At 61.5% G+C, this 23,652-nt stretch carries 22 protein-coding genes; 16 read left to right on the forward strand and 6 right to left on the reverse strand.

Going from position 1 to position 23,652, the window contains the following annotated elements:
• The first annotated feature begins 124 nt into the window (after positions 1–124).
• Positions 125–730 (forward strand): TetR/AcrR family transcriptional regulator, encoded by a 606-nt coding sequence (locus tag HJC00_RS29870; RefSeq protein WP_221165060.1) that lies wholly within the window; start codon positions 125–127, stop codon positions 728–730.
• Here the strand turns inward: HJC00_RS29870 and HJC00_RS29875 are convergent.
• Positions 697–1,677 carry an aldo/keto reductase gene (locus HJC00_RS29875; RefSeq protein WP_221165061.1) on the reverse strand — a complete coding sequence of 327 codons (981 nt, stop codon included), beginning with the start codon at positions 1,675–1,677 and terminating at the stop codon, positions 697–699. The two genes, HJC00_RS29870 and HJC00_RS29875, sit on opposite strands and share 34 nt — an antisense overlap.
• Before the next feature lie 194 nt (positions 1,678–1,871).
• On the opposite strand from HJC00_RS29875, the gene HJC00_RS29880 reads away from it, so the two are divergent.
• Positions 1,872–3,500: an AMP-binding protein gene (locus HJC00_RS29880; protein WP_221165062.1), complete on the forward strand. Its 1,629-nt coding sequence runs from the start codon at positions 1,872–1,874 to the stop codon at positions 3,498–3,500.
• Between the two features lie 18 nt (positions 3,501–3,518).
• On the opposite strand, the gene HJC00_RS29885 is transcribed toward HJC00_RS29880, so the two are convergent.
• The 3 genes from HJC00_RS29885 to secA form a co-directional block, all read right to left on the reverse strand.
• Positions 3,519–4,796: a GNAT family N-acetyltransferase gene (locus tag HJC00_RS29885; protein WP_210632857.1), complete on the reverse strand. Its 1,278-nt coding sequence runs from the start codon at positions 4,794–4,796 to the stop codon at positions 3,519–3,521.
• A complete protein-coding gene (locus HJC00_RS29890; protein WP_221147779.1) occupies positions 4,797–6,212 on the reverse strand; it encodes a lipopolysaccharide biosynthesis protein in 1,416 nt (471 codons plus the stop codon).
• A 177-nt stretch (positions 6,213–6,389) separates the two neighbouring features.
• Entirely contained in the window at positions 6,390–9,104 is a 2,715-nt protein-coding gene (secA, locus tag HJC00_RS29895) for a preprotein translocase subunit SecA (RefSeq protein ID WP_221165063.1), read from the reverse strand.
• A gap of 246 nt (positions 9,105–9,350) precedes the next feature.
• On the opposite strand from secA, the gene HJC00_RS29900 reads away from it, so the two are divergent.
• The 6 genes from HJC00_RS29900 (at position 9,351) to HJC00_RS29925 (ending at position 13,579) form a co-directional block, all read left to right on the forward strand.
• Positions 9,351–10,232 (forward strand): peptidylprolyl isomerase, encoded by an 882-nt coding sequence (locus HJC00_RS29900; RefSeq protein WP_210632854.1) that lies wholly within the window; start codon positions 9,351–9,353, stop codon positions 10,230–10,232.
• 113 nt (positions 10,233–10,345) lie between these two features.
• Complete coding sequence (gene argJ / locus HJC00_RS29905) at positions 10,346–11,587, forward strand: bifunctional glutamate N-acetyltransferase/amino-acid acetyltransferase ArgJ (protein ID WP_221165064.1); 1,242 nt, start codon at positions 10,346–10,348, stop codon at positions 11,585–11,587.
• Positions 11,568–12,374, forward strand: coding sequence for an N-acetyltransferase (locus HJC00_RS29910; RefSeq protein ID WP_210632853.1), 807 nt, complete (start codon positions 11,568–11,570; stop codon positions 12,372–12,374). The genes argJ and HJC00_RS29910 overlap by 20 nt, the downstream gene beginning before the upstream one ends.
• Positions 12,371–12,784: an 8-oxo-dGTP diphosphatase MutT gene (gene mutT, locus HJC00_RS29915; RefSeq protein WP_210632852.1), complete on the forward strand. Its 414-nt coding sequence runs from the start codon at positions 12,371–12,373 to the stop codon at positions 12,782–12,784. Before HJC00_RS29910 ends, mutT begins: the two co-directional genes overlap by 4 nt.
• Before the next feature lie 228 nt (positions 12,785–13,012).
• Positions 13,013–13,330 (forward strand): hypothetical protein, encoded by a 318-nt coding sequence (locus tag HJC00_RS29920; protein WP_064697586.1) that lies wholly within the window; start codon positions 13,013–13,015, stop codon positions 13,328–13,330.
• A gap of 81 nt (positions 13,331–13,411) precedes the next feature.
• Positions 13,412–13,579 (forward strand): Flp family type IVb pilin, encoded by a 168-nt coding sequence (locus tag HJC00_RS29925; protein ID WP_020922387.1) that lies wholly within the window; start codon positions 13,412–13,414, stop codon positions 13,577–13,579.
• A 15-nt stretch (positions 13,580–13,594) separates the two neighbouring features.
• Here the strand turns inward: HJC00_RS29925 and HJC00_RS29930 are convergent, their stop codons facing one another.
• Positions 13,595–14,479 carry a methyltransferase domain-containing protein gene (locus HJC00_RS29930; protein WP_221147781.1) on the reverse strand — a complete coding sequence of 295 codons (885 nt, stop codon included), beginning with the start codon at positions 14,477–14,479 and terminating at the stop codon, positions 13,595–13,597.
• A gap of 77 nt (positions 14,480–14,556) precedes the next feature.
• Here HJC00_RS29930 and HJC00_RS29935 point away from each other — a divergent pair, with 77 nt between their 5' ends.
• Genes HJC00_RS29935 through HJC00_RS29950 form a run of 4 tightly spaced genes read left to right on the forward strand, consistent with a single transcriptional unit; the run spans position 14,557 to position 16,931 of the window.
• A complete protein-coding gene (locus tag HJC00_RS29935; protein ID WP_221156619.1) occupies positions 14,557–15,333 on the forward strand; it encodes a ComF family protein in 777 nt (258 codons plus the stop codon).
• 32 nt (positions 15,334–15,365) lie between these two features.
• On the forward strand, positions 15,366–15,623 hold the full coding sequence (gene grxC, locus HJC00_RS29940) for a glutaredoxin 3 (protein WP_221147783.1): 258 nt from the start codon (positions 15,366–15,368) through the stop codon (positions 15,621–15,623).
• A gap of 10 nt (positions 15,624–15,633) precedes the next feature.
• Positions 15,634–16,506 carry a carbon-nitrogen hydrolase family protein gene (locus HJC00_RS29945; protein WP_210632848.1) on the forward strand — a complete coding sequence of 291 codons (873 nt, stop codon included), beginning with the start codon at positions 15,634–15,636 and terminating at the stop codon, positions 16,504–16,506.
• Positions 16,503–16,931 carry a DUF1178 family protein gene (locus HJC00_RS29950; protein WP_184460190.1) on the forward strand — a complete coding sequence of 143 codons (429 nt, stop codon included), beginning with the start codon at positions 16,503–16,505 and terminating at the stop codon, positions 16,929–16,931. Before HJC00_RS29945 ends, HJC00_RS29950 begins: the two co-directional genes overlap by 4 nt.
• An 80-nt stretch (positions 16,932–17,011) precedes the next feature.
• On the opposite strand, the gene ubiG is transcribed toward HJC00_RS29950, so the two are convergent.
• On the reverse strand, positions 17,012–17,758 hold the full coding sequence (gene ubiG / locus HJC00_RS29955; RefSeq protein ID WP_221123592.1) for a bifunctional 2-polyprenyl-6-hydroxyphenol methylase/3-demethylubiquinol 3-O-methyltransferase UbiG: 747 nt from the start codon (positions 17,756–17,758) through the stop codon (positions 17,012–17,014).
• Between the two features lie 293 nt (positions 17,759–18,051).
• On the opposite strand from ubiG, the gene HJC00_RS29960 reads away from it, so the two are divergent.
• The 4 genes from HJC00_RS29960 (at position 18,052) to prmC (ending at position 23,648) form a co-directional block, all read left to right on the forward strand.
• Positions 18,052–19,326, forward strand: a complete 1,275-nt coding sequence (locus HJC00_RS29960) for an aspartate kinase (protein WP_221165065.1) — start codon at positions 18,052–18,054, stop codon at positions 19,324–19,326.
• Between the two features lie 89 nt (positions 19,327–19,415).
• The gene (gene ptsP / locus HJC00_RS29965; RefSeq protein WP_210632846.1) at positions 19,416–21,683 is read left to right on the forward strand and encodes a phosphoenolpyruvate--protein phosphotransferase; all 2,268 of its coding nucleotides are present in this window, start codon (positions 19,416–19,418) and stop codon (positions 21,681–21,683) included.
• 28 nt (positions 21,684–21,711) lie between these two features.
• Positions 21,712–22,791, forward strand: coding sequence for a peptide chain release factor 1 (prfA, locus tag HJC00_RS29970; RefSeq protein WP_210632845.1), 1,080 nt, complete (start codon positions 21,712–21,714; stop codon positions 22,789–22,791).
• The gene (gene prmC / locus HJC00_RS29975) at positions 22,788–23,648 is read left to right on the forward strand and encodes a peptide chain release factor N(5)-glutamine methyltransferase (RefSeq protein WP_210632844.1); all 861 of its coding nucleotides are present in this window, start codon (positions 22,788–22,790) and stop codon (positions 23,646–23,648) included. The genes prfA and prmC overlap by 4 nt, the downstream gene beginning before the upstream one ends.
• The last annotated feature ends 4 nt before the right edge of the window (positions 23,649–23,652 follow it).

The raw sequence follows: 23,652 nt of genomic DNA on the forward strand, positions 1-23,652 counted from the left end.
GGGGATTCCATTCGAATTCAGGTGGAGAAGATACAGAGCCGATTTACATGATGATCATCATATTTCTTGCTTATTGATGATGGACATCATATATTTTGTCAAGCGACGATTTCTGGAGATGAAGATGCGGGTCAGCCGCGAAAAATTTGCCGAGAACCGCGAGAAGATACTCAGTGTTGCCGGCGTGCTCTTTCGCGAGAACGGTTTCGACGGCGTCGGTGTCGTCGATATCATGAAGGCGGCGGGGCTGACGCATGGCGGCTTCTACGGCCACTTCAGTTCGAAGGACGAGTTGGCGCTTGAGGTCAGCCGCAAGCTGATCGACAAGGTCGAGAGGCGCTGGAAGGAACATATTGCCGAGTCTCCCGACCGGCCGCTGCAGGCACTTCTCGACCATTATATTCACTGGCGCACGGTTGACGATCCGGGCGGCAGCTGTGTTTTCGCGACTTTGATTCAGGAGGTGAGCCGCAGCCACGGCGCGATGCGCGCCGTCTTCAGCGACGGGCTGTCCGTATTGGTCGACACACTTGCCGATATCGTTCCCGGAAAGACCGAGGACGAGCGCCGCGCCAATGCAGCGACGACGCTCTCATCGATGATGGGGGCCGTTATTCTCGCCCGCGCCGTCGAGGACAGGGCGCTTGCCGAGCAGTTTCTGGTGACGATGCGTCGGCAGCTCGATCCCGCCGGCGGTTACTTGAAGCCGGCGACGGCGTGCGGGACATAGGGGGCTTCCAGGGCCGCGATTTCCTCGGCGGTGAGTTTGACCGAGAGCGAGGCAACGGCATCGGTCAGGTGGTTCGGTTTGGATGCGCCGATGATCGGCGCGGTCACCACGCTCTTCTGCAGGATCCAGGCGGTGGCGACCTGGGCGCGGGAGATGCTGCGGGCTCTGGCGATTTCGGCGACGGCATCGACGATCTTGCGGTCGGCATCGATGGACTGCGTGTAGAGCGTCTTGCCGAATTCGTCGGTTTCGCTACGCGCCGTCGTCTCGTCCCAGTCGCGGGTCAGACGGCCGCGGGCCAGCGGGCTCCAGGGAATGACGGCGATCTTCTGGTCTGCGCAGAGGGGCAGCATTTCGCGCTCTTCCTCGCGGTAGAGCAGGTTCAGGTGGTCCTGCATGCTGACGAACTCGGTCCAGCCGTTCAGCCGGGAGACGTAGAGCGCCTTGGTGAATTGCCAGGCATACATGGATGAGGCGCCGATATAACGTGCCTTGCCCGATTTGACGACGTCATGCAGCGCTTCCAGCGTTTCCTCGATCGGCGTCGTATAGTCGAAACGATGAATCTGGTAGAGATCGACATAGTCGGTGCCGAGGCGCCGCAGGCTATTGTCGATCTCGTCGAAGATCGCTTTGCGCGACAGACCGGCACCGTTCGGGCCCGGCCGCATGCGGTTGAACACCTTGGTCGCAAGCACGATGTCTTCGCGCTTGGCGAAGTCTTTGATGGCACGGCCGACGATCTCCTCCGAAGAGCCGTTGGAATAGGTGTTGGCGGTGTCGAGGAAATTGATTCCGAGGTCGATCGCCTGCTTGATTATCGTCCGGCTTTCCTCTTCCCGCAGGCTCCAGGCATGATTGCCGCGGCCGGGATCACCGAAGGTCATACAGCCGAGGCAGACTTTCGAGACTTCGAGCCCGGTCTTTCCGAATTTGACGTATTCCATGAAACGCTCCAAGACTTGAGATAACCCCGCGCGGCGTTTCATGATCTAGTGCGCAACTGCGAAAGTCGCAGGGGCTGAATGAACAATCTGCGGACTACGCATACAATGGTGTGTGATCGGCTCGTTTTTCTCTGCAGCTTGCGTATCCGCGCCGCACGGTGTTAGCTGCCGCAGCATTTCACCGGAACTCGACTATGCGACTGCCGTCCCTTGATCGTTATGACGATCTCTGCCGTGATTTTTCCTGGCGGATTCCGGAGGATTTCAATATCGGCCGCGCCGTCAGCGACGAATGGGCGGTGCGAGATCCGGAACGCGTCTGTCTGGAGCATTTCAGCCCGGACGGCGACGATCTTTCGCTGACCTATGGTGAACTTTCCGCGGCCTCTTCGATGTTCGCCAATGCGCTGGCATCCCTCGGCATCAAGCGTGGCGATCGCGTCGCTCTGCTGGTGCCCCAGTCCTTCGAGACCGTGATTGCGCACGTCGCAATCTATAAGATGGGCGCGATCGCCCTGCCGCTGGCGCTGCTGTTCGGCGTCGAGGCGCTTGAATATCGGCTCAGAATCTCAGGCGCGGCGGCAATTATCACCAATGATTTCGGCCTTGATCGGGTCCGGCAAATCCGCGATCGCCTGCCGGAACTGCGACATGTGATCAGTGTCAGCGGCGCTCGCGACGCCCTCTCCTTTGCCGATCTGACCGCCTCGCATGCGCCGGTCTTCGAGGGAGAGAAGACAACGCCCGACGATCCGGCGCTGATGATCTTCACCTCGGGCACGACAGGGCCGCCCAAGGGCGCATTGCATGGCCACCGTGTTCTGCCCGGGCATATTCCCGGCATGCAGTTCGCCCATGAAGGGTTTCCCAAGGCGGGCGACAAGGTCTGGACCCCGTCCGACTGGGCCTGGGCCGGCGGTCTTCTCAACGCGTTGCTGCCGAGCCTTCTGCTCGGCGTTCCCGTCGTCTCGTCGCCGGCGCAGAAATTCGATGCCAACACGGCCTATCGGATCATGGCGGAGATGAAGGTGCGCAATGCCTTCATCCCGCCGACGGCGCTGCGGCTGATGCGGTCGGTTTCCGATCCGCGGTCGAAATATGATCTGGTGTTGCGCACCATCGGCTCGGCGGGAGAAGCGCTCGGCCGCGAGACCTATGACTGGGCGCGGCGCACGCTCGACATCACCGTCAACGAATTCTACGGCCAGACGGAATGCAATTTCGTGCTGTCGTCGAGTGCTGCCTTTGGCGTCACCAAGGCGGGCGCCATCGGACGCGCGGTGCCCGGCCATCGCGTCGCGATCGTCAGCGAGGCCGGTGACGAACTGCCGGCGGGCGAATCCGGTCAGATCGCCATCGCGAGTCCCGATCCCGTGATGTTCCTCGGCTATTGGAACGATGCGGCGGCGACCGCGCGAAAATTTCTTCACGGCTGGCTGCTTACCGGTGACATCGGCCGGCAGGACGAAGACGGCTACGTCACCTTTGAAGGCCGTGACGACGACGTCATCACCTCGTCCGGGTATCGCATCGGCCCGGCCGAGATCGAGGATTGCCTGATCGGCCATCCCGCCGTGCAGCTTGCCGCGGCCGTCGGCAAACCCGATGCGGTGCGCACCGAGATCGTCAAGGCCTACATCGTGCTATCACCCGGTCATTCGCCGAGCGAGTCGCTGGCCGCCGAAATCAGGGAATGGGTGAAGATGCGGCTTTCGATGCACGAATATCCGCGCGAGGTGGAATTCGTCGAGTCATTGCCGCTGACGACAACCGGCAAGGTCATCCGCCGGCTGCTGCGAGAGAAAGCTGCGGCTGAGGGCTGAGCGCCGCCCGGAGATGCTTTAGCCTCGGCCGGTGAGCGACATGATCTTCTCGCGCAGCATCTTCGCCATGTTGCGCGTGCTGCGGTACATGTGGAGCTGGGCGGCGGCCTGGCGCATGTCGCGGTCGCCGTTCTGGGTCAGGCCGATGACCAAAGTTCCCATCTCCTCGCGCTCCTGCCACAAGCGACTCATGATCGGATGGTCGGAGACGGCACAGGAATCGGAGCGCACGATATTGGCGTCATCGAGATGCCATTCCGTGAGTTCGCTCATCAAGAGCTTGCCCGGCGAATAGCGGGCATAGTTCTCATCATAGGCGGTCTTCCAGGTATAGGCCTCGCCGCCCATCATCAACACCACGATGGCAGCGATCGCTTTGCCGTTGAGATCGATCGTGTGGATACGCACGGCGTCGACGGCGGCAAGGTTCGACACGGCCTCGCGCGCGAATGCGGTATGGTAGCGATCGGTGACGAGAGCGCTTCGCCGTTTGCCCTTCCAGCCGCCAGCCTCCATCGCCAAGAATTCCTCGAAACGGACGTGGACGTCGCGCGGCTGGCGGGCGACGGCATAGACCGCCGTTCCCTGTTCCTCCAGCAGGCGCCACTGGCGGCGCATCTCACGCATGTGCGACGAGGAGATGGTTTTGCCGAGATAGGCGGGCGCCTCTTCCTCACTCTGCAGCATCGGGCGCTGATAGGGATTGGTCACGGTGAGCGGAAGGTTGCGGCCGAGCGCCACGGCCTTGAGCATGCGCACGAAAATGCCGTTCAATCTCAGGTCCGGCAAGACCAGTGTGCTCGGCAGGTTGAGATCGGGAGCGATCAGCCCTTCGAAGAAATTGTCGAGGGTTTCGGCCGCATCTTCGCTGTCGACGAGCGGTGTGCCGAGCGGACCGAAGCTGTTCGACCAGCCGCGGATGATCGAGGGGCCGACGGCAAAGCCCGGTCTGTCGACCGAAAACGGCAGGAGGAAGCGCATGCGGCTGCGGCCGGCGCTGTAATCGCGGATCAGGGCGAAATTTACTTGCCGGTCTTCGATCCGCGGCATGGCGGGCGCAAGGAAGCGGCCGGAGAAAAAGACGTTCGGTTCCATCGCTCGGTTGGAAAGGAAGTCGAGCTCGTCCTGAAGTTCGTAGCCGAGCTTGCCGGGATAGAGGCAGAGCTCGCGCCCCGGCCGGCCGATCTCGGCGCGGGCCTCGGCCTGCGGCGCTTCAAAATGCAGCGCCGCGAGCTCATGGATCATGCGGTTGCTGATGCTGTCGGTGCTTTCGGTGACGGGTGGTAGGCGCACCATCTATCGAACTCTCATTTCTGGCGTTGCGGCGGAGGGGCTGGCGAAGGCGAAGAGGACGATGCCGAGCGTGCGGCGCACGGCGACATGCAGGAGGATAGCCTCGACTGCCATGGCCGAGGCGGTGGCGACGGCGGTGCCTTCGATGCCGTAGTGCGGGATCAAAGCAAGGTTGAGGCTGACATTGGCGGCCAATGCGCCGGCATAGAGAGCCACACAGAGGTTCTGCTTGCCCGCCATCATCAGCAGCGTTTCGGCCGGGCCGACCAGTGACTTGGCAAGGATGCCGGCGAGCAGGATCGCCATGACAAGATAACCTGACGTGAAGGCGCCGCCGAACAGCGACAGCAGCAGGTGGCCGGCCGCGAGCACGACGAGGCCGACTCCGAACGCCGGCCAGAAGGTCCAGCGGGCGGCGTCGGCGGCGGCCGCCGCCAGTTGAGCGTGGTCGCCTTCGGCAATAATCGAGGAAAAGCGCGGGCCGGAAGCGGCCTTGACGGAGAAATTGATGAAATGCACCAGCGCCATGGTCTTGGCGGCGGCGAAATAGATAGCGACGTCGTGCGGTTCAAGGAAAATGCCGACGACGACGACATCTGAATTGGTGAGCAGGAAACTCACGCCTTCGATCAGGAAGATCGGGAAGGCTACACTGAGCCAGGCGAGGAAATCGATCTTGCGCGGACCTTCGTCATAGTGCCGGCGAAGACGATAGAGTGTCGCGCCATATTGGCCAAGCGCGGTGACGAAGGTGGCGGCAAGCGCCGCCTGCATGGCCGTGACGGCCGTATGCTCTGCGCCCATCGCAATCGCGATCAGCATGAAGGCGATGATGAGGACCGGCCGGACGATATAGACCGGGCTCAGCGCCATCACCGGCCAATGGTTCGCCCGCGACGTGCCTTCCAGAATATCGCCAAGCGCGATCATCGGCATGGCAAGCAGGCCGAGGAAGATCGGGATGACGTAATAGGCTTCGATCCTATCGCCGAAGAAATGCAGCCCGATCATGCCGGCGGCGAGCATCACTGTGCCGGAAAGCATCGCAAAGATGCGTGCCGTGCCGGTCAGGCCGCGGATTTCGTCGAAGGCGCCCGCCGCCTTGTACTGCGGCAGAAAGCGGACGATCGCGGTGTGGAAGCCAAGGCAGGAGAGATCGCCGAAGACGACGATCAGCACCCAGACGAAAACGAAGATGCCATATTCATATTCGCCCATCAGCCGTGCGAGCACGATCTGGGAGATAAAGGCGAGCGCGGCGCTGAGGATACGGATCGAGAAGGCCGTCAGCGCCATCCGCCGGGCGGCCGCTTTTTCGCCGCCTTCGGTGAGCATGGCGGCAAACATGCGCAGCGTGCGGCCGCCGATCGGGCGCAGGCCCGCGGGCAGCAGTTTCTCCGCTGTTTCTATGACCGCCATGATGAACACGCAAAACTCTAAAGGTCAGGCAAATCGCCCCCGAAGTCTTGACAGAACAGGGTTAAGAAACGGTTCCGGATCGGGCTGCCATCAAGCTATGAAGATCGGGTTCTCGGCGCTGCCGCAGAAAAGAAAAATGCCGCCCGAAGGCGGCATTCCAGCTTTTCGCGATTTGCCTCAGACCTGCTCGAAGGCACCGTGGCAATGCTTGTATTTCTTGCCGGAACCGCAAGGGCAGGCCTCGTTGCGCCCGACCTTGCCCCAGGTGGCGGGGTCGTCCGGATTGCGGTTCTCGGGTGAGACGATGACTTCAGAGGCCTGGTAGATCGGGGCGAAATCGTCCTCTCCGGTCGTCGGATCGAGATGATGGGCCTGCATCAGCGGCGGTTCCGGCTCAGCGGGCGCCTGCTGCACCAGCTCGACGCGCATCAGCTGGGCGGTGACCGCCTCGCGCAGATTATTGAGGAGGCCGGTGAAGAGTTCGAAGGCTTCGGACTTGTATTCCTGCAGCGGATCGCGCTGGGCATAGCCGCGGAAACCGATGACGGAGCGTAGATGGTCGAGGTTGACGATGTGCTCGCGCCAGAGATGATCGAGCGTCTGCATGACGATCGAGCGTTCGACATAATGCATGATGTCGTCGCCGAAGCGCTCGGCCTTTTCGGTAAAGGCGGCATTGGCGGCTTGCGTCAGGCGCTCGCGAATGTCGTCCTCGCCGATGCCTTCTTCCTTGAACCACTCCTCGATCGGCAGATCGAGGTTCAGGATATTGGCAACGCCGGCCTTCAGGCCGACGGCATCCCACTGTTCGGCATAGCCGCGCTCGGGGATATGCTTCTCAACCAGATCCTCTATCACTTCGCGGCGCATGTCGGAGACGGTCTCGGAAATATTGGTCGATTCCATCAGTTCGAGGCGCTGCTCGAAGATCACCTTGCGCTGATCGTTGAGAACGTCGTCATACTTCAGCAAATTCTTGCGGATATCGAAGTTGCGGGCTTCGACCTTCTTCTGCGCGCGCTCGAGCGCCTTGTTGATCCACGGGTGGACGATCGCCTCGCCTTCCTTGAGGCCGAGCTTGGTCAGCATGCTGTCCATGCGATCGGAGCCGAAGATGCGCATCAGATCGTCCTGGAGCGAAAGGTAGAATTTCGAGCGGCCGGGGTCGCCCTGACGGCCAGAGCGGCCGCGCAGCTGGTTGTCGATGCGACGGCTCTCGTGGCGTTCGGTGGCGATGACGTAGAGACCGCCGGCGGCGAGCGCCTTCTGCTTGAGCTCCTTGATCTCCTCGACGATCGCCTGGATCCTGGCGTCGCGCTCCGGACCGGCTTCGAGTTCGCCGAGCTCGCGCTCGATGCGCATATCCAGGTTGCCGCCGAGCTGAATGTCGGTGCCGCGGCCGGCCATGTTGGTGGCGATCGTAACGGCGCCCGGCACGCCGGCCTGGGCGACGATATAGGCTTCCTGCTCGTGATAGCGGGCGTTCAGCACCTGGAAATTGTCGAAGCCCTGCTTGCGCATGCGCTCGGCGAGCAGCTCCGACTTCTCGATCGAGGTCGTACCGACGAGCACCGGCTGGCCGCGCTTGTGGGCATCGAGGATTTCGTCGATGATCGCCTTGAACTTCTCGTCGAAGGTCCGATAGACCTCGTCGTCCTCATCGATACGCTTGATCGGCAGGTTGGTCGGGACTTCGATAACGTCAAGATTGTAGATATTGCCGAATTCCTCCGCTTCCGTCTGCGCCGTGCCGGTCATGCCGGCGAGCTTGTCGTACATGCGGAAGTAGTTCTGGAAAGTGATCGATGCCAACGTCTGGTTTTCCGGCTGGATCTGCACCTTTTCCTTGGCTTCGAGTGCCTGGTGCTGGCCTTCCGAATAACGCCGGCCCGGCATCATGCGGCCGGTGAATTCATCGATGATGACGACTTCGTCGTTGCGGACGATATAGTCCTTGTCGCGCTGGAAGAGCTTGTGGGCCTTCAGCGCATTGTTGATGTGGTGGACGATTGCGACGTTCTCGATGTCGTAGAGCGCGTTACCCTTCAAGAGGCCGGCCTGACGCAGCAGGTTTTCCAGCTTCTCGGTGCCCTCTTCGGAGAAGTTGGCGGAACGCTGCTTCTCGTCGATCTCGTAATCGCTGGGCGCGAGCAGCGGAATGAAGGCGTCGATCGTATTGTAGAGTTCCGAGCGGTCGTCGAGCGGACCGGAGATGATCAGCGGCGTGCGCGCTTCGTCGACGAGGATTGAGTCGACTTCGTCGACGATCGCGAAATTGTGGCCGCGCTGGACCATCTGGTTCTTCTCGTACTTCATGTTATCGCGCAGATAATCGAAGCCGAGCTCGTTGTTGGTGGCATAGGTGATGTCGCAGGCATAAGCCGCGCGGCGCTCCTCGTCGGAAAGGCCATGAACGATGACGCCTGTGGTCATGCCGAGGAAGCCGTAGACACGGCCCATGGTCGCGGCATCGCGCTGGGCGAGATAATCGTTGACGGTGACAACGTGCACGCCCTTGCCGGAAAGCGCGTTCAGATAGACCGGCAGGGTGGCGACGAGGGTCTTGCCTTCGCCGGTCTTCATCTCGGCGATCGCATTCGAATGCAGGATCATGCCGCCGATCAGCTGTACGTCAAAAGGTCGCAGGCCGAGAACGCGGCGTGACGCCTCGCGCACGACGGCAAAGGCGGGAATCAGAATGTCGTCGAGCGTCTTGCCCTCGGCGAGAAGAGCGCGGAATTCGACGGTCTTTGCCGCGAGCTGCTCGTCCGTCAGCGCCTTCGTCTTCTCTTCGATGGAGTTGATCGCGGCGACGTTCGGCTGGTAGGACCGCACGCGGCGATCATTGGACGACCCAAATAACTTGCGGGCTATACCGCCAAAGCTGACCATGTGACTGGTCCTTTCTCAATATTCATCCGCGACGTTTCTTGTCCGCGGCCCAGCCGAAAATCAGGCGCACGCCTTGAAACGCCCGGAAACTGTTCTGGACGCGAGGTTGCGTGACAGATAAGAGGGGGGTCGAATGATGTCAACGGATTTGGCGGATACAGAAAGGCCACAATCCGGTGTTGATGGCTATTTTGAGCTGGAACAGGCGATGCTGAAGCCGGCGATGTAACTGTGAAGGGTTATTTGATGTTGAGCACCAATAAATTCGCCGTGCTGGCGTTTGCAACTTTTGTTGCATTCCAGGCTCCGGCCCATGCAGAGGACGCTGTTGTCGCCAAGGTCGGCAATCTGGAGATCCACCAGTCTGAGCTCGATCTCGCCGTCGCCAACCTCGATCCGCAGCTGGCGCAGCTTCCGGACGACCAGAAGAAGGTCGCAGCCCTGTCCGCCGCCATCGATGTGAAGCTGCTTGCGGCCGGCGCGACGACGGAGAAGCTCGACCAGACCGACGAATTCAAGAAGCGCATGCAGTACCTCGCTGATCGCGAGCTTCACAATGCCTATTTCAAGAAGCACGTCGTCGACACCGTAACCCCTGACGAAATCAAGGCTCGTTACGACAAGGAAGTCGCAGCCCTGCCGAAGCAGGAGGAAGTCCACGCCCGCCACATCCTGGTCAAGACCGAGGACGAAGCCAAGGACATCATCAAGCAGCTCGACGCCGGCAAGGATTTCGCCGAACTCGCCAAGGAAAAATCCACTGATCCGAACAAGTCGGAAGGCGGCGATCTCGGCTATTTCTCGCGCGGCCGTATGGTGAAGGAATTCGAGGACGCGGCCTTCGCGCTCGAGAAGGGCGCCTATTCGAAAACGCCCGTCAAGACCGATTTCGGCTATCATGTCATCAAGGTCGAGGACAAACGTGACGCTCCGCCGCCGCCTTTCGACCAGGTGCAGGACCAGGTTCGTCAGCTCGTCATGCGCGACAAGTATCTTGCCCTCCTCAATGAGGCCAAGTCGTCTGCCAAGATCGAAATTTCGGACGAGACGCTGCGCAAGGGTTACGACGAGGCCAACAAGCAGCCGGAGCCGGGCAGCGAGCCCGCCCAGCCGGCGCCGAAGCAGTAATATTCGCATCAGGGCCCGGTTCTTCCGGGCCCTTCCTTATCGTTGTTGTCGCATTTCCGGACGGCGAGCCGGTTCGTTCAGTCGCCGGGGAATGCCCATTGGCAGGTTTCATCATGTCCGGTTCCGTTTCGCCGCTCGCCCCGAAATCCTTCGTTCCGATGCCTTCGCTGCGCGGCGTGCGCATGGCGACGGCGTCGGCCGGCATCAAGTACAAGAACCGCACCGACGTGCTGATGATGGTCTTCGATAAACCGGCATCGGTCGCGGGCGTCTTCACCCGTTCCAAATGCCCCTCCGCGCCAGTCGATTTCTGCCGCGCGAACCTGCCGCACGGCACTGCGCGCGCCGTCGTCGTCAATTCAGGCAACGCCAATGCCTTTACCGGCATGAAAGGCCGCCAGGCGACCGCGCTGACGGCGAAGTCGGCTGCGGCGGCCGTCGGCTGCCGCGAAAACGAGATCTATCTGGCATCGACCGGCGTCATCGGCGAGCCGCTCGATGCCACCAAATTCGCCGGCGTCCTTGACAGGATGCAGGCCGAGGCGACCGGCGATTTCTGGTTCGAAGCCGCCAAGGCGATCATGACGACCGATACCTATCCCAAGGTTTCGACCCGCAGCGCCGAGATCGGCGGCGTGGCCGTGACGATCAACGGCATTGCCAAAGGCGCCGGCATGATTGCGCCCGACATGGCGACCATGCTCTCCTTCGTCGTCACTGATGCCGATATCGCGTCCGAAGCGCTGCAGGCGCTTCTGTCCGACGGCGTCGGACCGACCTTCAATTCCATTACCGTCGACAGCGACACGTCCACCTCCGATACGCTGATGCTGTTTGCGACGGGGGCTGCGGCTGCGGACGGCCAGCCCCGCATCGAACGCGCCGACGATCCGCGCCTTGCCGCTTTCCGGGCCGCCCTCAACGAAGTGCTGAAGGACTTGTCGCTGCAGGTGGTGCGCGACGGCGAAGGCGCCACCAAGATGCTCGAAATCACCGTAACGGGCGCCGAGAGCGATGCCGCCGCCAAGCGCATCGCACTGTCGATCGCCAATTCGCCGCTGGTCAAGACGGCGGCCGCCGGCGAAGACGCCAATTGGGGCCGTATCGTCATGGCTGTCGGCAAATCCGGGGAGATGGCGGATCGCGACCGGCTCGCCATCTGGTTCGGGGATATCAGGGTCGCCGTCAACGGCGAGCGGGACCCGGATTATTCCGAGGCAGCCGCCTCAAACGTGATGAAAGCGCAGGATATCCCCGTTAAAGTCGATATCGGCCTCGGCACGGGGTCGGCAACCGTCTGGACCTGCGACCTCACCAAAGAATATGTTGCAATCAATGGCGACTATCGGAGCTGATCGTCCATTGGTCCAGGCATCCATATCTTCAAAGAATCTGCCGTTGGTCCGCAGGCTGGAGGCCGTCGGCTTTCGCGCCTGGCCGGCGGCGTCCGTGCAATATGACGGCAGCTGGCAGGTGCGGCTGACGGCGGGCCACCCGTCTAACCGGCTGAATTCCATCGTGCCGCTCGACCCCTCGGACCATCGCGATGTCGAGATCCGTCTGGAAAAGGCGAGCCGGAAGTTCGAGGCCTATGGTCGCGCCGCCGTGGTCCGCCAGACGCCGCTCGCCTCGCCGGTGCTGATCGAGCTTCTCAGCGCCCAGAAGTGGACACGGTTCGACGAGACCGTGGTGATGACCTGCGATCTCGCCGGGGCCGAGTTGCCGGATACGCTCGATCATCTGCCGACCCATGATGTCGGCCGTTTCGTCGATGCCAACCTGGCGGTCGACAGGGCGCCGCTGAGCCTGAAGCCGGCGCTTGCCGAAATCATTTCGGCGATCAAGCCGCCGTCGGGTCTGTTCATGATCGAGAACGCCGTGGAGGGACCGCTCGCGACCGTGCTCTGCGTCCAGGACAACGATCTTGCCGGCATCATGTCGCTTTCAGTTTGCGAAACCAGGCGGCGCGAGGGACTCGGCACTGAAATCTTGACCTCGGCATTGCGCTGGGCGCGGATGCGCAGCGCCCGCTCGGCCTGGCTGCAGGTCAGGCTTTCCAATCGCCCGGCCATCGCGCTCTACGAGCGCCTCGGTTTTCGCGACGCCTATCATTATTGCTATTGGCAGCGAGAGTCGCGATGAGCGAGGCAGGCCGAAAAATATTACTGGTCGCCGCCTGTGCGCTGATCGATGCCGACGGGCGTATCCTATTGGCACAGCGTCCGGAGGGAAAGTCATTGGCGGGGCTCTGGGAGTTTCCCGGAGGGAAAGTCGAGCCCGGCGAGACTCCGGAGGAGACGCTGGTGCGCGAGCTCGAGGAAGAGCTTGGAATCAAGACTAAGATCGCCTGCCTGGCGCCGCTCACCTTTGCCAGCCATTCCTACGAGACGTTCCACCTGTTGATGCCGCTCTATATCTGCCGGCGCTATGAGGGGATTGCTGAGGGCCGTGAGGGGCAGGCTTTGAAATGGGTGCGTGCGCAGGCGCTGCGCGACTACCCCATGCCGCCCGCCGACGAGCCGCTTATCCCGATGCTGCAGGATTTTCTTTAAAGCGAGTCCCGTTGAATTTGATCGGTGCGATGCGCTTTGGATTTTATCCATTGCATATCGTCATCCTGGAACCGCTGCACGCTTCCAAGCAACATGCATTAGCATTAGCTGATTATTATTGCGCCGCGGCGTTTTCGGCTGTGGATATTAATGGATCGTTTAACACCTTCTGCCAAAGATCGGCCTCAATCAAGCATCTGGCGTGCGTGTATTAAAAGGCTTGACGTCATGGACGATGATTTCTGGAAAGCTGTCCGGGAAAAGGAACGGGCTTCGTCTGCCTCGCGCAGGACGGGGGCGCTCAATATCGCCCTTCTGTTCGGCACGGCTGTGGTCGCGCTGACGCTGATTCTGACACCCATGCTTGCGGATTCCTCGAAGAAAAGCGTCTTTGCCAGCGCACCGGTCGATTTCGACACAATCACGACCGGATCGATTCCGAAGAACGAAAGCGGCAAGCACTATACGATTCGTCGTAGCGTCCTTCAGGATACGCCCGGCTCGGTCTGCGTCGTCCAAGGCTACGGCGTCGGCGCCGGTTGCTGAAGCCGGTTGCTTGGAATGGCGGTCATCGCCCGGTGGTCGTGGAGTTGATGGTTGCAGGCGGTTCACGCAGAAGGTTGGGTAATGCGTCTTTGGAAAGCATTTCTTGCAGATGACACAGGCGCGACGGCGGTCGAATACGGCCTGATCGCCGCCATCATTTGCACAGCACTTGTCTCGGGTCTCGGCATCTTCACCGGCAGCCTGCAGAACGTCTTCAACGTGGTCACCAACAATATCACCGTCAATTGACGAAGCTGTCGACGATCACTGCCTGAGCTTGTGTTCGTCCACTTTCAGAGCGTCGGCAAGACGTGCTTTGGCCGAGCCCGGCTGGAGCGGTTTCTGCTGGCTCTCGTGCGGAGCCCATCCGGAGACATAGATGATCGAGAATGTCGCGCGAATGCGTCCGTCGGGATCGGAATAGCGCTCGGCGTAGATCTCGGCGGCGCGCAGGAAGAAGGCGCGCGTCAGCGGCATGCGACTGCGGGCTGCAAGCGGATTGTTCATGCCCATCGCCCTGAGATCGCGCATCAGCGGGAAGAGCGAGTCATATCGGACCGTATAGTTCTCAGCGTCGATCACCGGAAGGGTGAAGCCGGCGCGCTGCATCAGACTGCCGATATCGCGCACATCGGCGAAAGGGATGACGCGCGGGCTTGCGCCGCCCGTCATCTCGACCTCCGCTGCCAAGAATACGTCGCGCAGTTCCTGCAGCGTGCCGGCGCCGGGAATGGCCGCCAGGAACAGGCCGTCCGGCTTCAGGGCACGACGAATCTGGACGAAAACGCCGGGCGTATCGTTGGTCAGATGAAGGTTGAGCGGCGCGAGGATGAGATTGACCGATTGCGGCGCAAGCGGCACCTCCTCGAGCGTCGCCTCGACAAAAGTTTCGCCCGGGCCCGCATAGGCCTTCTCGCTCTCGACGCGGATCATCGTGCCGATCTTGCCCGTCGCCATTGCCGCGCGGGCGGGTGCACCGGTCGTGCCATGCAATTCAACGGCGGTTTCGAAGCGCCGCTCGACGACATCAAGTCTCTCCGCCATTTCCTCCGCCGCGATGTCGAGCAGGAAAGCGGCTTTCAGGTCGTTGTTAACAAGCGCGCGATGGCGATGTGCGGCGATCAGGGCTCTGTCGAAGATCGTTTCCATGGGGATGTCCATAGTCCCGGCTCGCTGCAGCGGCAAGGCGATTTTCCTTTCGAAGAGAACAGGCTAGTCTCGACCCTATGAAACGGATCCATTCCGAATGGACGACAGATTTGCTCCGGGCGCATCTCCTGCGACCGTTTTCGGCGCTTGCCGATTTTCTCTATCCGCCCGCATGTTCCGTCTGCGGCATTTCGACCGGCGGCCATCGCGGACTGTGTGCGAAATGTTGGTCCGGCATCCGCTTTATCGAGCGGCCCTATTGCGAAGTGCTCGGCATTCCCTTCTCGCATGATCTCGGCGCCGGCATCCTCAGCGCCGAGGCGATCGCCAATCCGCCGCCTTTCGACCGGTTGCGGTCAGCGGCGACACATGACCACGCCGTCCGAGATCTCGTTCACGGATTGAAATATCGCGATCGCACCGATCTGGCGCCGATGATGGCCGGCTGGATGCTGCGTGCCTCCGACGGCGCGGTAGAGAGCTGCGATGCGCTGATCCCGGTGCCGTTGCACCGCACCCGTATGCTATCCCGTAAATTCAACCAGGCTGCCGAACTTGCCCGCCATGTGGCGAGCCTATCGGGCAAACCGCTGCTTGCCGCAACGCTCATCCGCGTCAAGCGCACCAGTCAGCAGGTCGGCCTCGGCGCCAAGGCGCGCGAGGACAATGTCAGAGGTGCTTTCGCGATTGCCAAAGGCTGCGAGAACGACGTCTTCGGCAAGCGTATTGTGCTTGTCGATGATGTCTACACGACAGGCGCGACAGTCGCCGCCGCCTGCCGGACGCTGCGGAAGGCGGGTGCGGCCGAGATAACGGTTTTGACCTTTGCAAGGGCTCTCTCCGAGCCTATATGACAGAAAATACCCGGCATCCGTCTGGAGATATCATGGTACCCGTCACGATCTATACACGGCAGTTCTGCGGCTATTGCAGCCGCGCCAAGTCCCTTCTCGAACATAAGGGTGTCGACTATGTCGAGCACGACGCGACCTATTCGCCGGATCTTCGCCAGGAGATGATCGGCAAGGCGAACGGGCGCACGACGTTCCCGCAGATCTTCATCGGCGCCGAACATGTCGGTGGCTGCGACGACCTCTTCGCACTTGACCGGGCCGGCAAGCTCGATCCGATGCTGGCGGCTTGAGGAAGAACCGATGAGCTTCAAGGCCGCCGCCGTTCAGATGTGCTCCGGGGTCGATCCGGTGAGGAACGCTGCAGCGATGGCGCGGCTGGTGCGCGAGGCTGCGGCCCGAGGCGCCACCTATGTGCAGACGCCGGAAATGACCGGCATGCTGCAGCGTGACCGCGCGGCGGCACGCGCCGTGCTTGCCGACGAGACGCGCGATATTATCGTCAAAACGGGCTCCGAGCTTGCCAGCGAACTCGGCATCTACATGCATGTCGGCTCCACCGCAATCGCGCTTACCGATGGCAAGATCGCCAATCGCGGCTTCCTCTTCGGTCCTGACGGGCGGATTCTCAATCGCTACGACAAGATCCATATGTTCGACGTCGATCTCGACAATGGTGAGAGCTGGCGCGAAAGCGCGTTCTATACCGCCGGCTCGGAAGCCCGCGTTCTGTCGCTGCCCTTTGCGGAAATGGGTTTTGCTATCTGCTACGACGTCCGCTTCCCCGCACTTTTCCGCGCTCAGGCCGTTGCCGGCGCCGAGGTAATGACGGTTCCTGCCGTGTTCACCAAGCAGACCGGCGAGGCGCATTGGGAAATCCTGCTGAGAGCGCGGGCGATCGAGAATGGCGTTTTCGTCGTTGCCGCGGCGCAGGCCGGCCGGCACGAGGATGGGCGGCACGAGGACGGCCGGGAGACCTTCGGCCACTCGATGATCATTGATCCCTGGGGGACGGTGCTGGCCTCGGGCGGCGCAACCGGCGAGGCGGTCATCGTCGCCGAGATCGATCCAGGCGCGGTCAAGGCCGCCCACGACAAGATCCCGAACTTGAGGAATGGCCGGGAATTCTCTGTCGAGAAGATCGCGGGGGCAGTCGCAGGAGGCGTCGCCGCTTGATCCGTTATTCCCTTACCTGTGACAATGCCCATGAATTCGAAGGCTGGTTTTCAGAAAGCGCCGATTTCGACCGTCAGGTCGCGAGCGGGTTCCTGACCTGCCCAGTCTGCCATTCTGCCGCCATTTCCAAGCTCCTGATGGCGCCTTCGGTGTCGACCGCGCGCAAGAAGGATGAGAGGCAGACGCTGGCGATGGACGCCATGCGCCGGGAGGCCCTGGAAAAGCTGAAAGAGGCGGTCGCGGCTGTCAAGGCCAATTCCGAAGATGTCGGCGCGAAGTTCCCCGAGGAAGCCCGCAAGATCCACTATGGCGAGGCGGATGCTCGCGGCATCATCGGCCAGGCGACGGTCGACGAGGCACAGGCTCTTGTGGAGGAGGGCATCGAGATCGCCGCCATTCCGGTGCTGCCTGAGGACGTAAATTGAAACAAAGTCAGGACACCTGGTCTTCTTGAATGTTGGCGGGAGCGGCCGCTGACATGTAAACGGCGTATTGCCTGCGGGAACTATGCGGGCCGCTTCGCCAGCAACATATAGTTCACATCCATATCTTTGGACAGGTTCCACTGGTTGGACAGCGGATTGAAGAAGACGCCGGTGCGGTCGGTAATCTCAAGGCCGCTTGCCGTGAGCGGCTTTTCCAGCTCTTCCGGGCGCACCAGCTTCTCATATTGATGGGTGCCACGCGGCAGCCAGCGCAGGATGTTTTCGGCGGCGAAGATGGCAAGTGCTGCTGCCTTCATCGTGCGGTTGATGGTGGCGACGAAGATCAGGCCGCCGGGGCGGACCATCTTTGCGCAGGTCGTCATGAAGAGTTCGACGTCGGCGACGTGTTCGACCACTTCCATGTTCAAGACGATATCGAAAGTCTCGCCGGCGTCGGCAAGTTCCTCGGCGGTGATGGCGCGATAGTCGACCGAAACCCCGGAAGCCTTCGCGTGGGTCGAGGCGATGCCGATATTCTTCTCGGAAGGATCGGCGCCGACGACGGAGGCACCCATGCGGGCGACCGGTTCGGACAGTAGACCGCCGCCGCAGCCGATATCGAGCGCACGCAGGCCTTCGAGCGGGCGGGCGCTTTTCGGATCACGGCCGAAATTCTCGCAGGCCTTGTCTCTTATGTAGGCGAGGCGGACGGGGTTGAATTTGTGCAGCGGCTTGAACTTGCCGGTCGGGCTCCACCATTCCGTCGCCATCGCCGAGAAGCGGTCCACTTCGCCCTGGTCGATCGTGCTCCTGGCGCCTTCCGTCATCGTCCTCTCCTTCGTTCGTGAAATGTGAAGTCGGACGATCGGGGGCATAAGTCAAGGGGCGGAGATCAGGAGGCAGACAGGCGCGGGACCGCACGGCAATTGCTTTTATCGCGCGCGCTTGCCTCACCCCGCCAAACTCGCTAAGAGACGCCGCAACTTGAGGCCTCTGGGGGCCTGGCTTTTGGAGCGGTTCCAGAATCTGGGATCTGGCTCTCTCGCTAACCGGTCACCCCTGGGTCTCGTTATGCCGGGTCCGATTTTCCGCTTCCCGGCGCCAGACGTGGTAGAGGCATATGGCACGCATCGTAATGAAATTCGGCGGCACGTCCGTCGCTGACCTGGATCGCATCAAGAACGTTGCCCGCCACGTGAAACGCGAAGTCGATGCCGGCCACGAGGTCGCAGTGGTGGTCTCGGCCATGTCCGGCAAGACCAATGAGCTGGTCGGCTGGGTGCAGGGCATGCCGAAGGTGATCGGCGCCAATTCTCCCTTTTACGATGCGCGCGAATACGACGCGGTGGTCGCTTCCGGCGAGCAGGTAACGTCTGGGCTGCTTGCGATCGCATTGCAAACGATGGATATCAATGCGCGCTCCTGGCAGGGGTGGCAGATCCCGATCCGAACCGATAATGCGCATGGCGCGGCCCGGATTCTGGAAATCGACGGCTCCGACATCATCAAGCGGATGGGCGAGGGACAGGTCGCCGTCATCGCCGGCTTCCAGGGATTGGGGCCTGACAACCGCCTCGCCACTCTCGGGCGCGGCGGGTCGGACACGTCAGCCGTCGCCATTGCCGCGGCTGTCAAAGCGGATCGCTGCGATATCTATACCGATGTCGACGGGGTCTACACGACCGATCCGCGTATCGTGCCGCAGGCGCGCAGGCTAAAGAAGATCGCCTTCGAGGAAATGCTTGAGATGGCCTCGCTCGGCGCCAAGGTGCTGCAGGTGCGTTCGGTCGAGCTTGCCATGGTGCACAAGGTGCGTACCTTCGTGCGCTCGTCTTTCGAAGATCCCGATGCTCCGGGCATGGGCGATCTGTTGAACCCGCCCGGAACGCTGATTTGTGACGAGGATGAAATCGTGGAACAGGAAGTAGTCACCGGCATCGCCTATGCCAAGGATGAGGCTCAGATCTCGCTTCGCCGTCTTGCCGACCGGCCGGGCGTCTCCGCCGCGATCTTCGGGCCGCTTGCCGAATCTCATATCAATGTCGACATGATCGTCCAGAATATTTCCGAGGACGGATCGAAGACCGACATGACCTTCACCGTGCCGTCAGGTGACGTCGAGAAGGCGATCAAGGTGCTCGGCGACCACAAGGAGAAGATCGGCTACGATGTCGTGCAGAACGAATCGGGGCTGGTGAAAGTCTCGGTCATCGGCATCGGCATGCGCAGCCATGCGGGCGTCGCTGCCACCGCGTTTCGCGCTCTTGCCGAAAAAGGCATCAACATCAAGGCGATCACCACCTCCGAGATCAAGATTTCCATCCTGATAGACGGTCCCTATGCAGAACTCGCTGTCAGGACTTTGCATTCCTGCTACGGTCTGGATAAGAATTGATTCCCAGTGGGCGGCCTGCCCCTTCAGGTTGAGGAGACGAGGGCCAGCCTGCCGGGACTGAGTGCGTTGTTTCGGGAGCTTGAGACGCCATGAGAGACCTTTCCGGCGGTCCGCGCGTGCTGCTCAGGCGGCTGCGCGAGTTGATGGCAGAGCCGCTGGAGCCGCAGGATCGCCTCGACCGGATCGTCCGCCAGATTGCCAGCAACATGGTGGCGGAAGTCTGCTCCGTCTATGTGCTGCGCGCCGACGGCGTGCTCGAACTCTACGCGACCGAAGGCCTCAACCGCGAGGCGGTGCACCTGGCGCAGCTGAAGATGGGGCAGGGCCTCGTCGGCACGATCGCGGCCTCGGCGCAGCCGCTGAACCTTTCCGACGCGCAGTCGCATCCGGCTTTCCGCTACCTGCCGGAGACGGGCGAAGAAATCTACCATTCCTTCCTCGGTGTGCCGATCCTGAGAACCGGGCGCTCGCTCGGTGTTCTCGTCGTCCAGAACAAGGCGAGCCGCAACTATCGCGACGAGGAAGTGGAAGCACTCGAAACGACGGCGATGGTGCTTGCCGAGATGATCGCCACCGGCGAGCTCAAGAAGATCACCAAACCGGGCCTTGAACTCGACCTGACGCGTTCGGTGACGATTGACGGCGACACCTATAATGACGGCATCGGCCTCGGCTATGTCGTCTTGCACGAGCCGCGTATCGTCGTCACCAACCTGCTGAACGAGGATGCGGAGAAGGAAATCCGCCGGCTGGCGGAGGCCATGGGGTCGCTGCGGATCTCGATCGACGACATGCTGTCTCGCCGCGACGTGTCGATGGAAGGCGAGCATCGCGAGGTGCTCGAAACCTATCGCATGTTCGCGCACGACCAGGGCTGGGTGCGCAAGCTCGAGGAAGCGATCCGCAACGGCCTGACGGCGGAAGCGGCGGTCGAAAAGGTGCAGAGCGACACCAAGGCGCGAATGATGCGGCTGACCGACCCTTATCTGCGCGAACGCATGCATGATTTCGAAGATCTGGCGAACCGGCTGCTCAGGCAGTTGACGGGTTATACCGGGCGCACGACCGCCGAAGGTTTCCCCAATGATGCGGTCATCCTGGCGCGCGCCATGGGGGCGGCCGAGCTGCTCGATTACCCTCGCGCCAATGTCCGTGGACTGGTGCTGGAAGAAGGGGCGGTGACGAGCCATGTGGTGATCGTCGCCCGCGCCATGGGCATTCCCGTCATCGGCCAGGCAGCGGGTGTTGTCGCGCTCGCCGAGAATGGCGATGCCGTGATCATCGACGCCGACGAAGGGCATGTGCACCTCCGGCCGATGGCCGATCACCGGCGCTCCTACGAGGAAAAGGTGCGTTTTCGGGCGCGGCGGCAGGAGCAGTTCCGGGCGCTGCGCGCCATCGAGCCGGTCACCAAGGATGGCCAGCGGATTTCGCTGATGATGAATGCCGGCCTGTTGGTCGACTTGCCGCAGCTCTCGGAATCGGGTGCGGAGGGCATCGGTCTCTTCCGCACCGAGCTGCAGTTCATGATCGCCTCGACCATGCCGAAGGCGGAAGAGCAGGAGCAGTTCTACCGCAATGTGATCAAACAGGCGGCGGGCCGCGTCGTCACCTTCCGCACGCTCGATATCGGCGGCGACAAGGTGGTGCCTTATTTCCGAGGCCACGAGGAGGAAAATCCCGCACTCGGCTGGCGCGCCATCCGGCTGTCGCTCGACCGGCCGGGATTGTTGCGCACCCAGCTGCGCGCCATGCTGAAGGCATCGGCCGGCACCGAGCTGAAGCTGATGGTGCCGATGGTGACCGAGGTTTCCGAGCTGAAGATGGTGCGCGAACTCCTGCAGAAGGAAGTACAGCATCTGTCGCGCTTCGGGCACGGGTTGCCGCGCAAGCTGCAATTCGGAGCGATGCTGGAGGTGCCCGCGCTGCTCTGGCAGCTCGACGAGCTGATGGAGGCGGTCGATTTCGTGTCGGTCGGTTCCAACGACCTTTTCCAGTTTGCCATGGCGGTCGATCGTGGCAATGCGCGGGTGTCTGATCGCTTCGACCCACTCGGCAAGCCGTTTTTGCGGATCCTGCGCGATGTCGTGCGCGGGGCGGATCGGAACAAGACGCCGGTGACGCTTTGCGGCGAACTTGCCGGCAAGCCGCTTTCGGCAATGGCGCTTCTCGGCATCGGCTTTCGGTCGATCTCGATGTCGCCGGCCTCGATCGGCCCGGTGAAGGCGATGCTGCTCGGGCTTGATGTCGGGGCCCTGGCAAAGGTGATGGACGAAGTGCTGGACGATCATCGCAGCACGGTGCCGATGCGCGAGGTGCTTGCCCGCTTCGCCGAGAGCCACAATATTCCCCTTTAGAGAAATACAAGAAGAATCGGAGTGCAGGGTGGCGAAGCTTCCCGTTGAAAAAATGCGCGAGCTTGAACGCCGTTTCGGCGAGATCGAGGCGCGCATGTCGGCCGGGCCGGCCGCCGATGTCTATGTGAAGCTCGCATCCGAATATTCCGAGCTGCAGCCGGTCGTGACGAAGATCCGCGCCTATGAGAAGGCTGGCGCCGAGCTTGCCGATCTCGAAACGCTGCTCGAGGATAAATCGGTCGATCGCGAGATGCGCGATCTTGCCGAACTCGAATTGCCCGAAGTGAAAGCGCGGATCGAGGCGCTGGAGCAGGAAATGCAGATCCTGCTTCTGCCGAAGGACGCAGCCGACGAAAAAAGCGCGATCCTGGAGATCCGCGCTGGCACCGGCGGCTCGGAAGCTGCCCTTTTTGCCGGTGATCTTTTCCGGATGTACGAGCGTTTCGCGTCGGAAAAGGGCTGGAAGGTAGAGGTGCTCTCGGCCAGCGAGGGTGAAGCCGGCGGCTACAAGGAAATCATCGCGACGATCACAGGCCGAGGAGTCTTCGCCAAGTTGAAGTTCGAATCCGGCGTGCACCGGGTGCAGCGCGTACCGGAGACCGAAGCAGGCGGGCGCATCCATACTTCGGCCGCGACGGTGGCGGTGCTGCCGGAAGCCGAGGAGATCGACATCGACATCCGGCCGGAAGACATCCGCATCGATACGATGCGCTCGTCGGGCGCAGGCGGCCAACACGTCAATACGACGGATTCGGCGGTGCGCATCACCCATCTGCCGACCGGCATCGTCGTCACCAGCTCGGAAAAATCACAGCATCAGAACCGCGCCAAGGCGATGCAGGTCTTGCGCTCCAGGCTTTACGATGCCGAGCGGCAGCGGGCCGATAGCGAGCGCTCGGCCGATCGCAAGAGCCAGGTCGGCTCCGGCGATCGATCGGAACGCATCCGTACCTACAATTTCCCCCAGGGGCGCGTCACGGACCATCGCATCAATCTGACGCTTTACAAGCTCGACCGGATGATGGAAGGCGAGATCGAAGAGGTCGTCGACGCGCTGATGGCCGATTATCAGGCAAGCCAGCTGGCGCAGCTCGGCGAACAACTATGAGTGCTACGGTCGCCGATATGCTTGCCGAAGCGCGCCGTCGTTTCACAGAGGCGGGCATTGTCGATCCGGTGACCGATGCGCGGCTGCTTGTCGCTGGCCTTTTGAAACTGTCGTCGACGGAGCTTTTGACGCGGTCGGCTGAGAGGCTTTCTTCCGATCAGGCGGAGACAATTTCGAGGGCCCTGGAGCGCCGGCTCGGCCATGAGCCGGTGCATCGTATTCTAGGCGAGCGGGAATTTTATGGCCTGCCGCTTGGCTTGTCGGCGGAAACTTTGGAGCCGCGTCCGGATACGGAAATCCTGGTCGATACGGTGCTTCCTTATCTGAAGGATCTTGCAAAGCCGCAACGCCATCTCCATATTCTTGATATCGGAACCGGGAGTGGGGCGATATGCCTCGCGCTCTTGAGCGAATGTCCCGAGGCGTCAGGTATCGGCAGCGACATATCGGCTGATGCACTTAGGACGGCGAAGTCAAATGCAGAAAGAAACGGGTTGCAGGATCGTTTTCAGGCCGTGCAGTCGAAATGGTTCGAGAACATCCAGGGCTCATTTCACGCGATTGTCTCAAATCCGCCCTATATTGCCTCCAGTGTCATTCACGATCTCGCTCCCGAAGTGACGAAATTTGATCCGGTTGCAGCGTTGGATGGCGGCCCGGATGGGCTTGACGCTTACAAAGCCATAGCCAAGGATGCGGCAAGGTTCATGAGGCCCGACGGGGTTCTCGGACTGGAAATCGGCTACGATCAGCGAAACGATGTGACGGCGCTCTTCGAAGCGAAAGGTTTCAGGTGCCTCAAATCTGTGAAGGATTATGGTCAGAACGACAGGGCGCTCGTTTTCGCGCTCGCGTAAAAGG

This window comes from Rhizobium sp. NLR22b (assembly GCF_019685295.1).
In the GTDB taxonomy this organism is placed as follows: domain Bacteria; phylum Pseudomonadota; class Alphaproteobacteria; order Rhizobiales; family Rhizobiaceae; genus Rhizobium.

Excerpts from the sequence above, each read along its gene's own strand:
- argJ (WP_221165064.1), top strand. The coding sequence starts at position 10,346 with ATGTCCGGTTCCGTTTCGCCGCTCGCCCCGAAATCCTTCGTTCCGATG.
- HJC00_RS29885 (WP_210632857.1), bottom strand. The coding sequence starts at position 4,796 with ATGGTGCGCCTACCACCCGTCACCGAAAGCACCGACAGCATCAGCAAC.
- HJC00_RS29925 (WP_020922387.1), top strand. The coding sequence starts at position 13,412 with ATGCGTCTTTGGAAAGCATTTCTTGCAGATGACACAGGCGCGACGGCG.
- mutT (WP_210632852.1), top strand. The coding sequence starts at position 12,371 with ATGAGCGAGGCAGGCCGAAAAATATTACTGGTCGCCGCCTGTGCGCTG.
- HJC00_RS29880 (WP_221165062.1), top strand. The coding sequence starts at position 1,872 with ATGCGACTGCCGTCCCTTGATCGTTATGACGATCTCTGCCGTGATTTT.
- HJC00_RS29890 (WP_221147779.1), bottom strand. The coding sequence starts at position 6,212 with ATGGCGGTCATAGAAACAGCGGAGAAACTGCTGCCCGCGGGCCTGCGC.
- HJC00_RS29910 (WP_210632853.1), top strand. The coding sequence starts at position 11,568 with ATGGCGACTATCGGAGCTGATCGTCCATTGGTCCAGGCATCCATATCT.
- ubiG (WP_221123592.1), bottom strand. The coding sequence starts at position 17,758 with ATGACGGAAGGCGCCAGGAGCACGATCGACCAGGGCGAAGTGGACCGC.
- HJC00_RS29875 (WP_221165061.1), bottom strand. The coding sequence starts at position 1,677 with ATGGAATACGTCAAATTCGGAAAGACCGGGCTCGAAGTCTCGAAAGTC.
- HJC00_RS29935 (WP_221156619.1), top strand. The coding sequence starts at position 14,557 with ATGAAACGGATCCATTCCGAATGGACGACAGATTTGCTCCGGGCGCAT.
- HJC00_RS29960 (WP_221165065.1), top strand. The coding sequence starts at position 18,052 with ATGGCACGCATCGTAATGAAATTCGGCGGCACGTCCGTCGCTGACCTG.
- HJC00_RS29920 (WP_064697586.1), top strand. The coding sequence starts at position 13,013 with ATGGACGATGATTTCTGGAAAGCTGTCCGGGAAAAGGAACGGGCTTCG.
- prmC (WP_210632844.1), top strand. The coding sequence starts at position 22,788 with ATGAGTGCTACGGTCGCCGATATGCTTGCCGAAGCGCGCCGTCGTTTC.
- secA (WP_221165063.1), bottom strand. The coding sequence starts at position 9,104 with ATGGTCAGCTTTGGCGGTATAGCCCGCAAGTTATTTGGGTCGTCCAAT.
- HJC00_RS29945 (WP_210632848.1), top strand. The coding sequence starts at position 15,634 with ATGAGCTTCAAGGCCGCCGCCGTTCAGATGTGCTCCGGGGTCGATCCG.
- ptsP (WP_210632846.1), top strand. The coding sequence starts at position 19,416 with ATGAGAGACCTTTCCGGCGGTCCGCGCGTGCTGCTCAGGCGGCTGCGC.
- HJC00_RS29900 (WP_210632854.1), top strand. The coding sequence starts at position 9,351 with ATGTTGAGCACCAATAAATTCGCCGTGCTGGCGTTTGCAACTTTTGTT.
- HJC00_RS29870 (WP_221165060.1), top strand. The coding sequence starts at position 125 with ATGCGGGTCAGCCGCGAAAAATTTGCCGAGAACCGCGAGAAGATACTC.
- HJC00_RS29930 (WP_221147781.1), bottom strand. The coding sequence starts at position 14,479 with ATGGAAACGATCTTCGACAGAGCCCTGATCGCCGCACATCGCCATCGC.
- grxC (WP_221147783.1), top strand. The coding sequence starts at position 15,366 with ATGGTACCCGTCACGATCTATACACGGCAGTTCTGCGGCTATTGCAGC.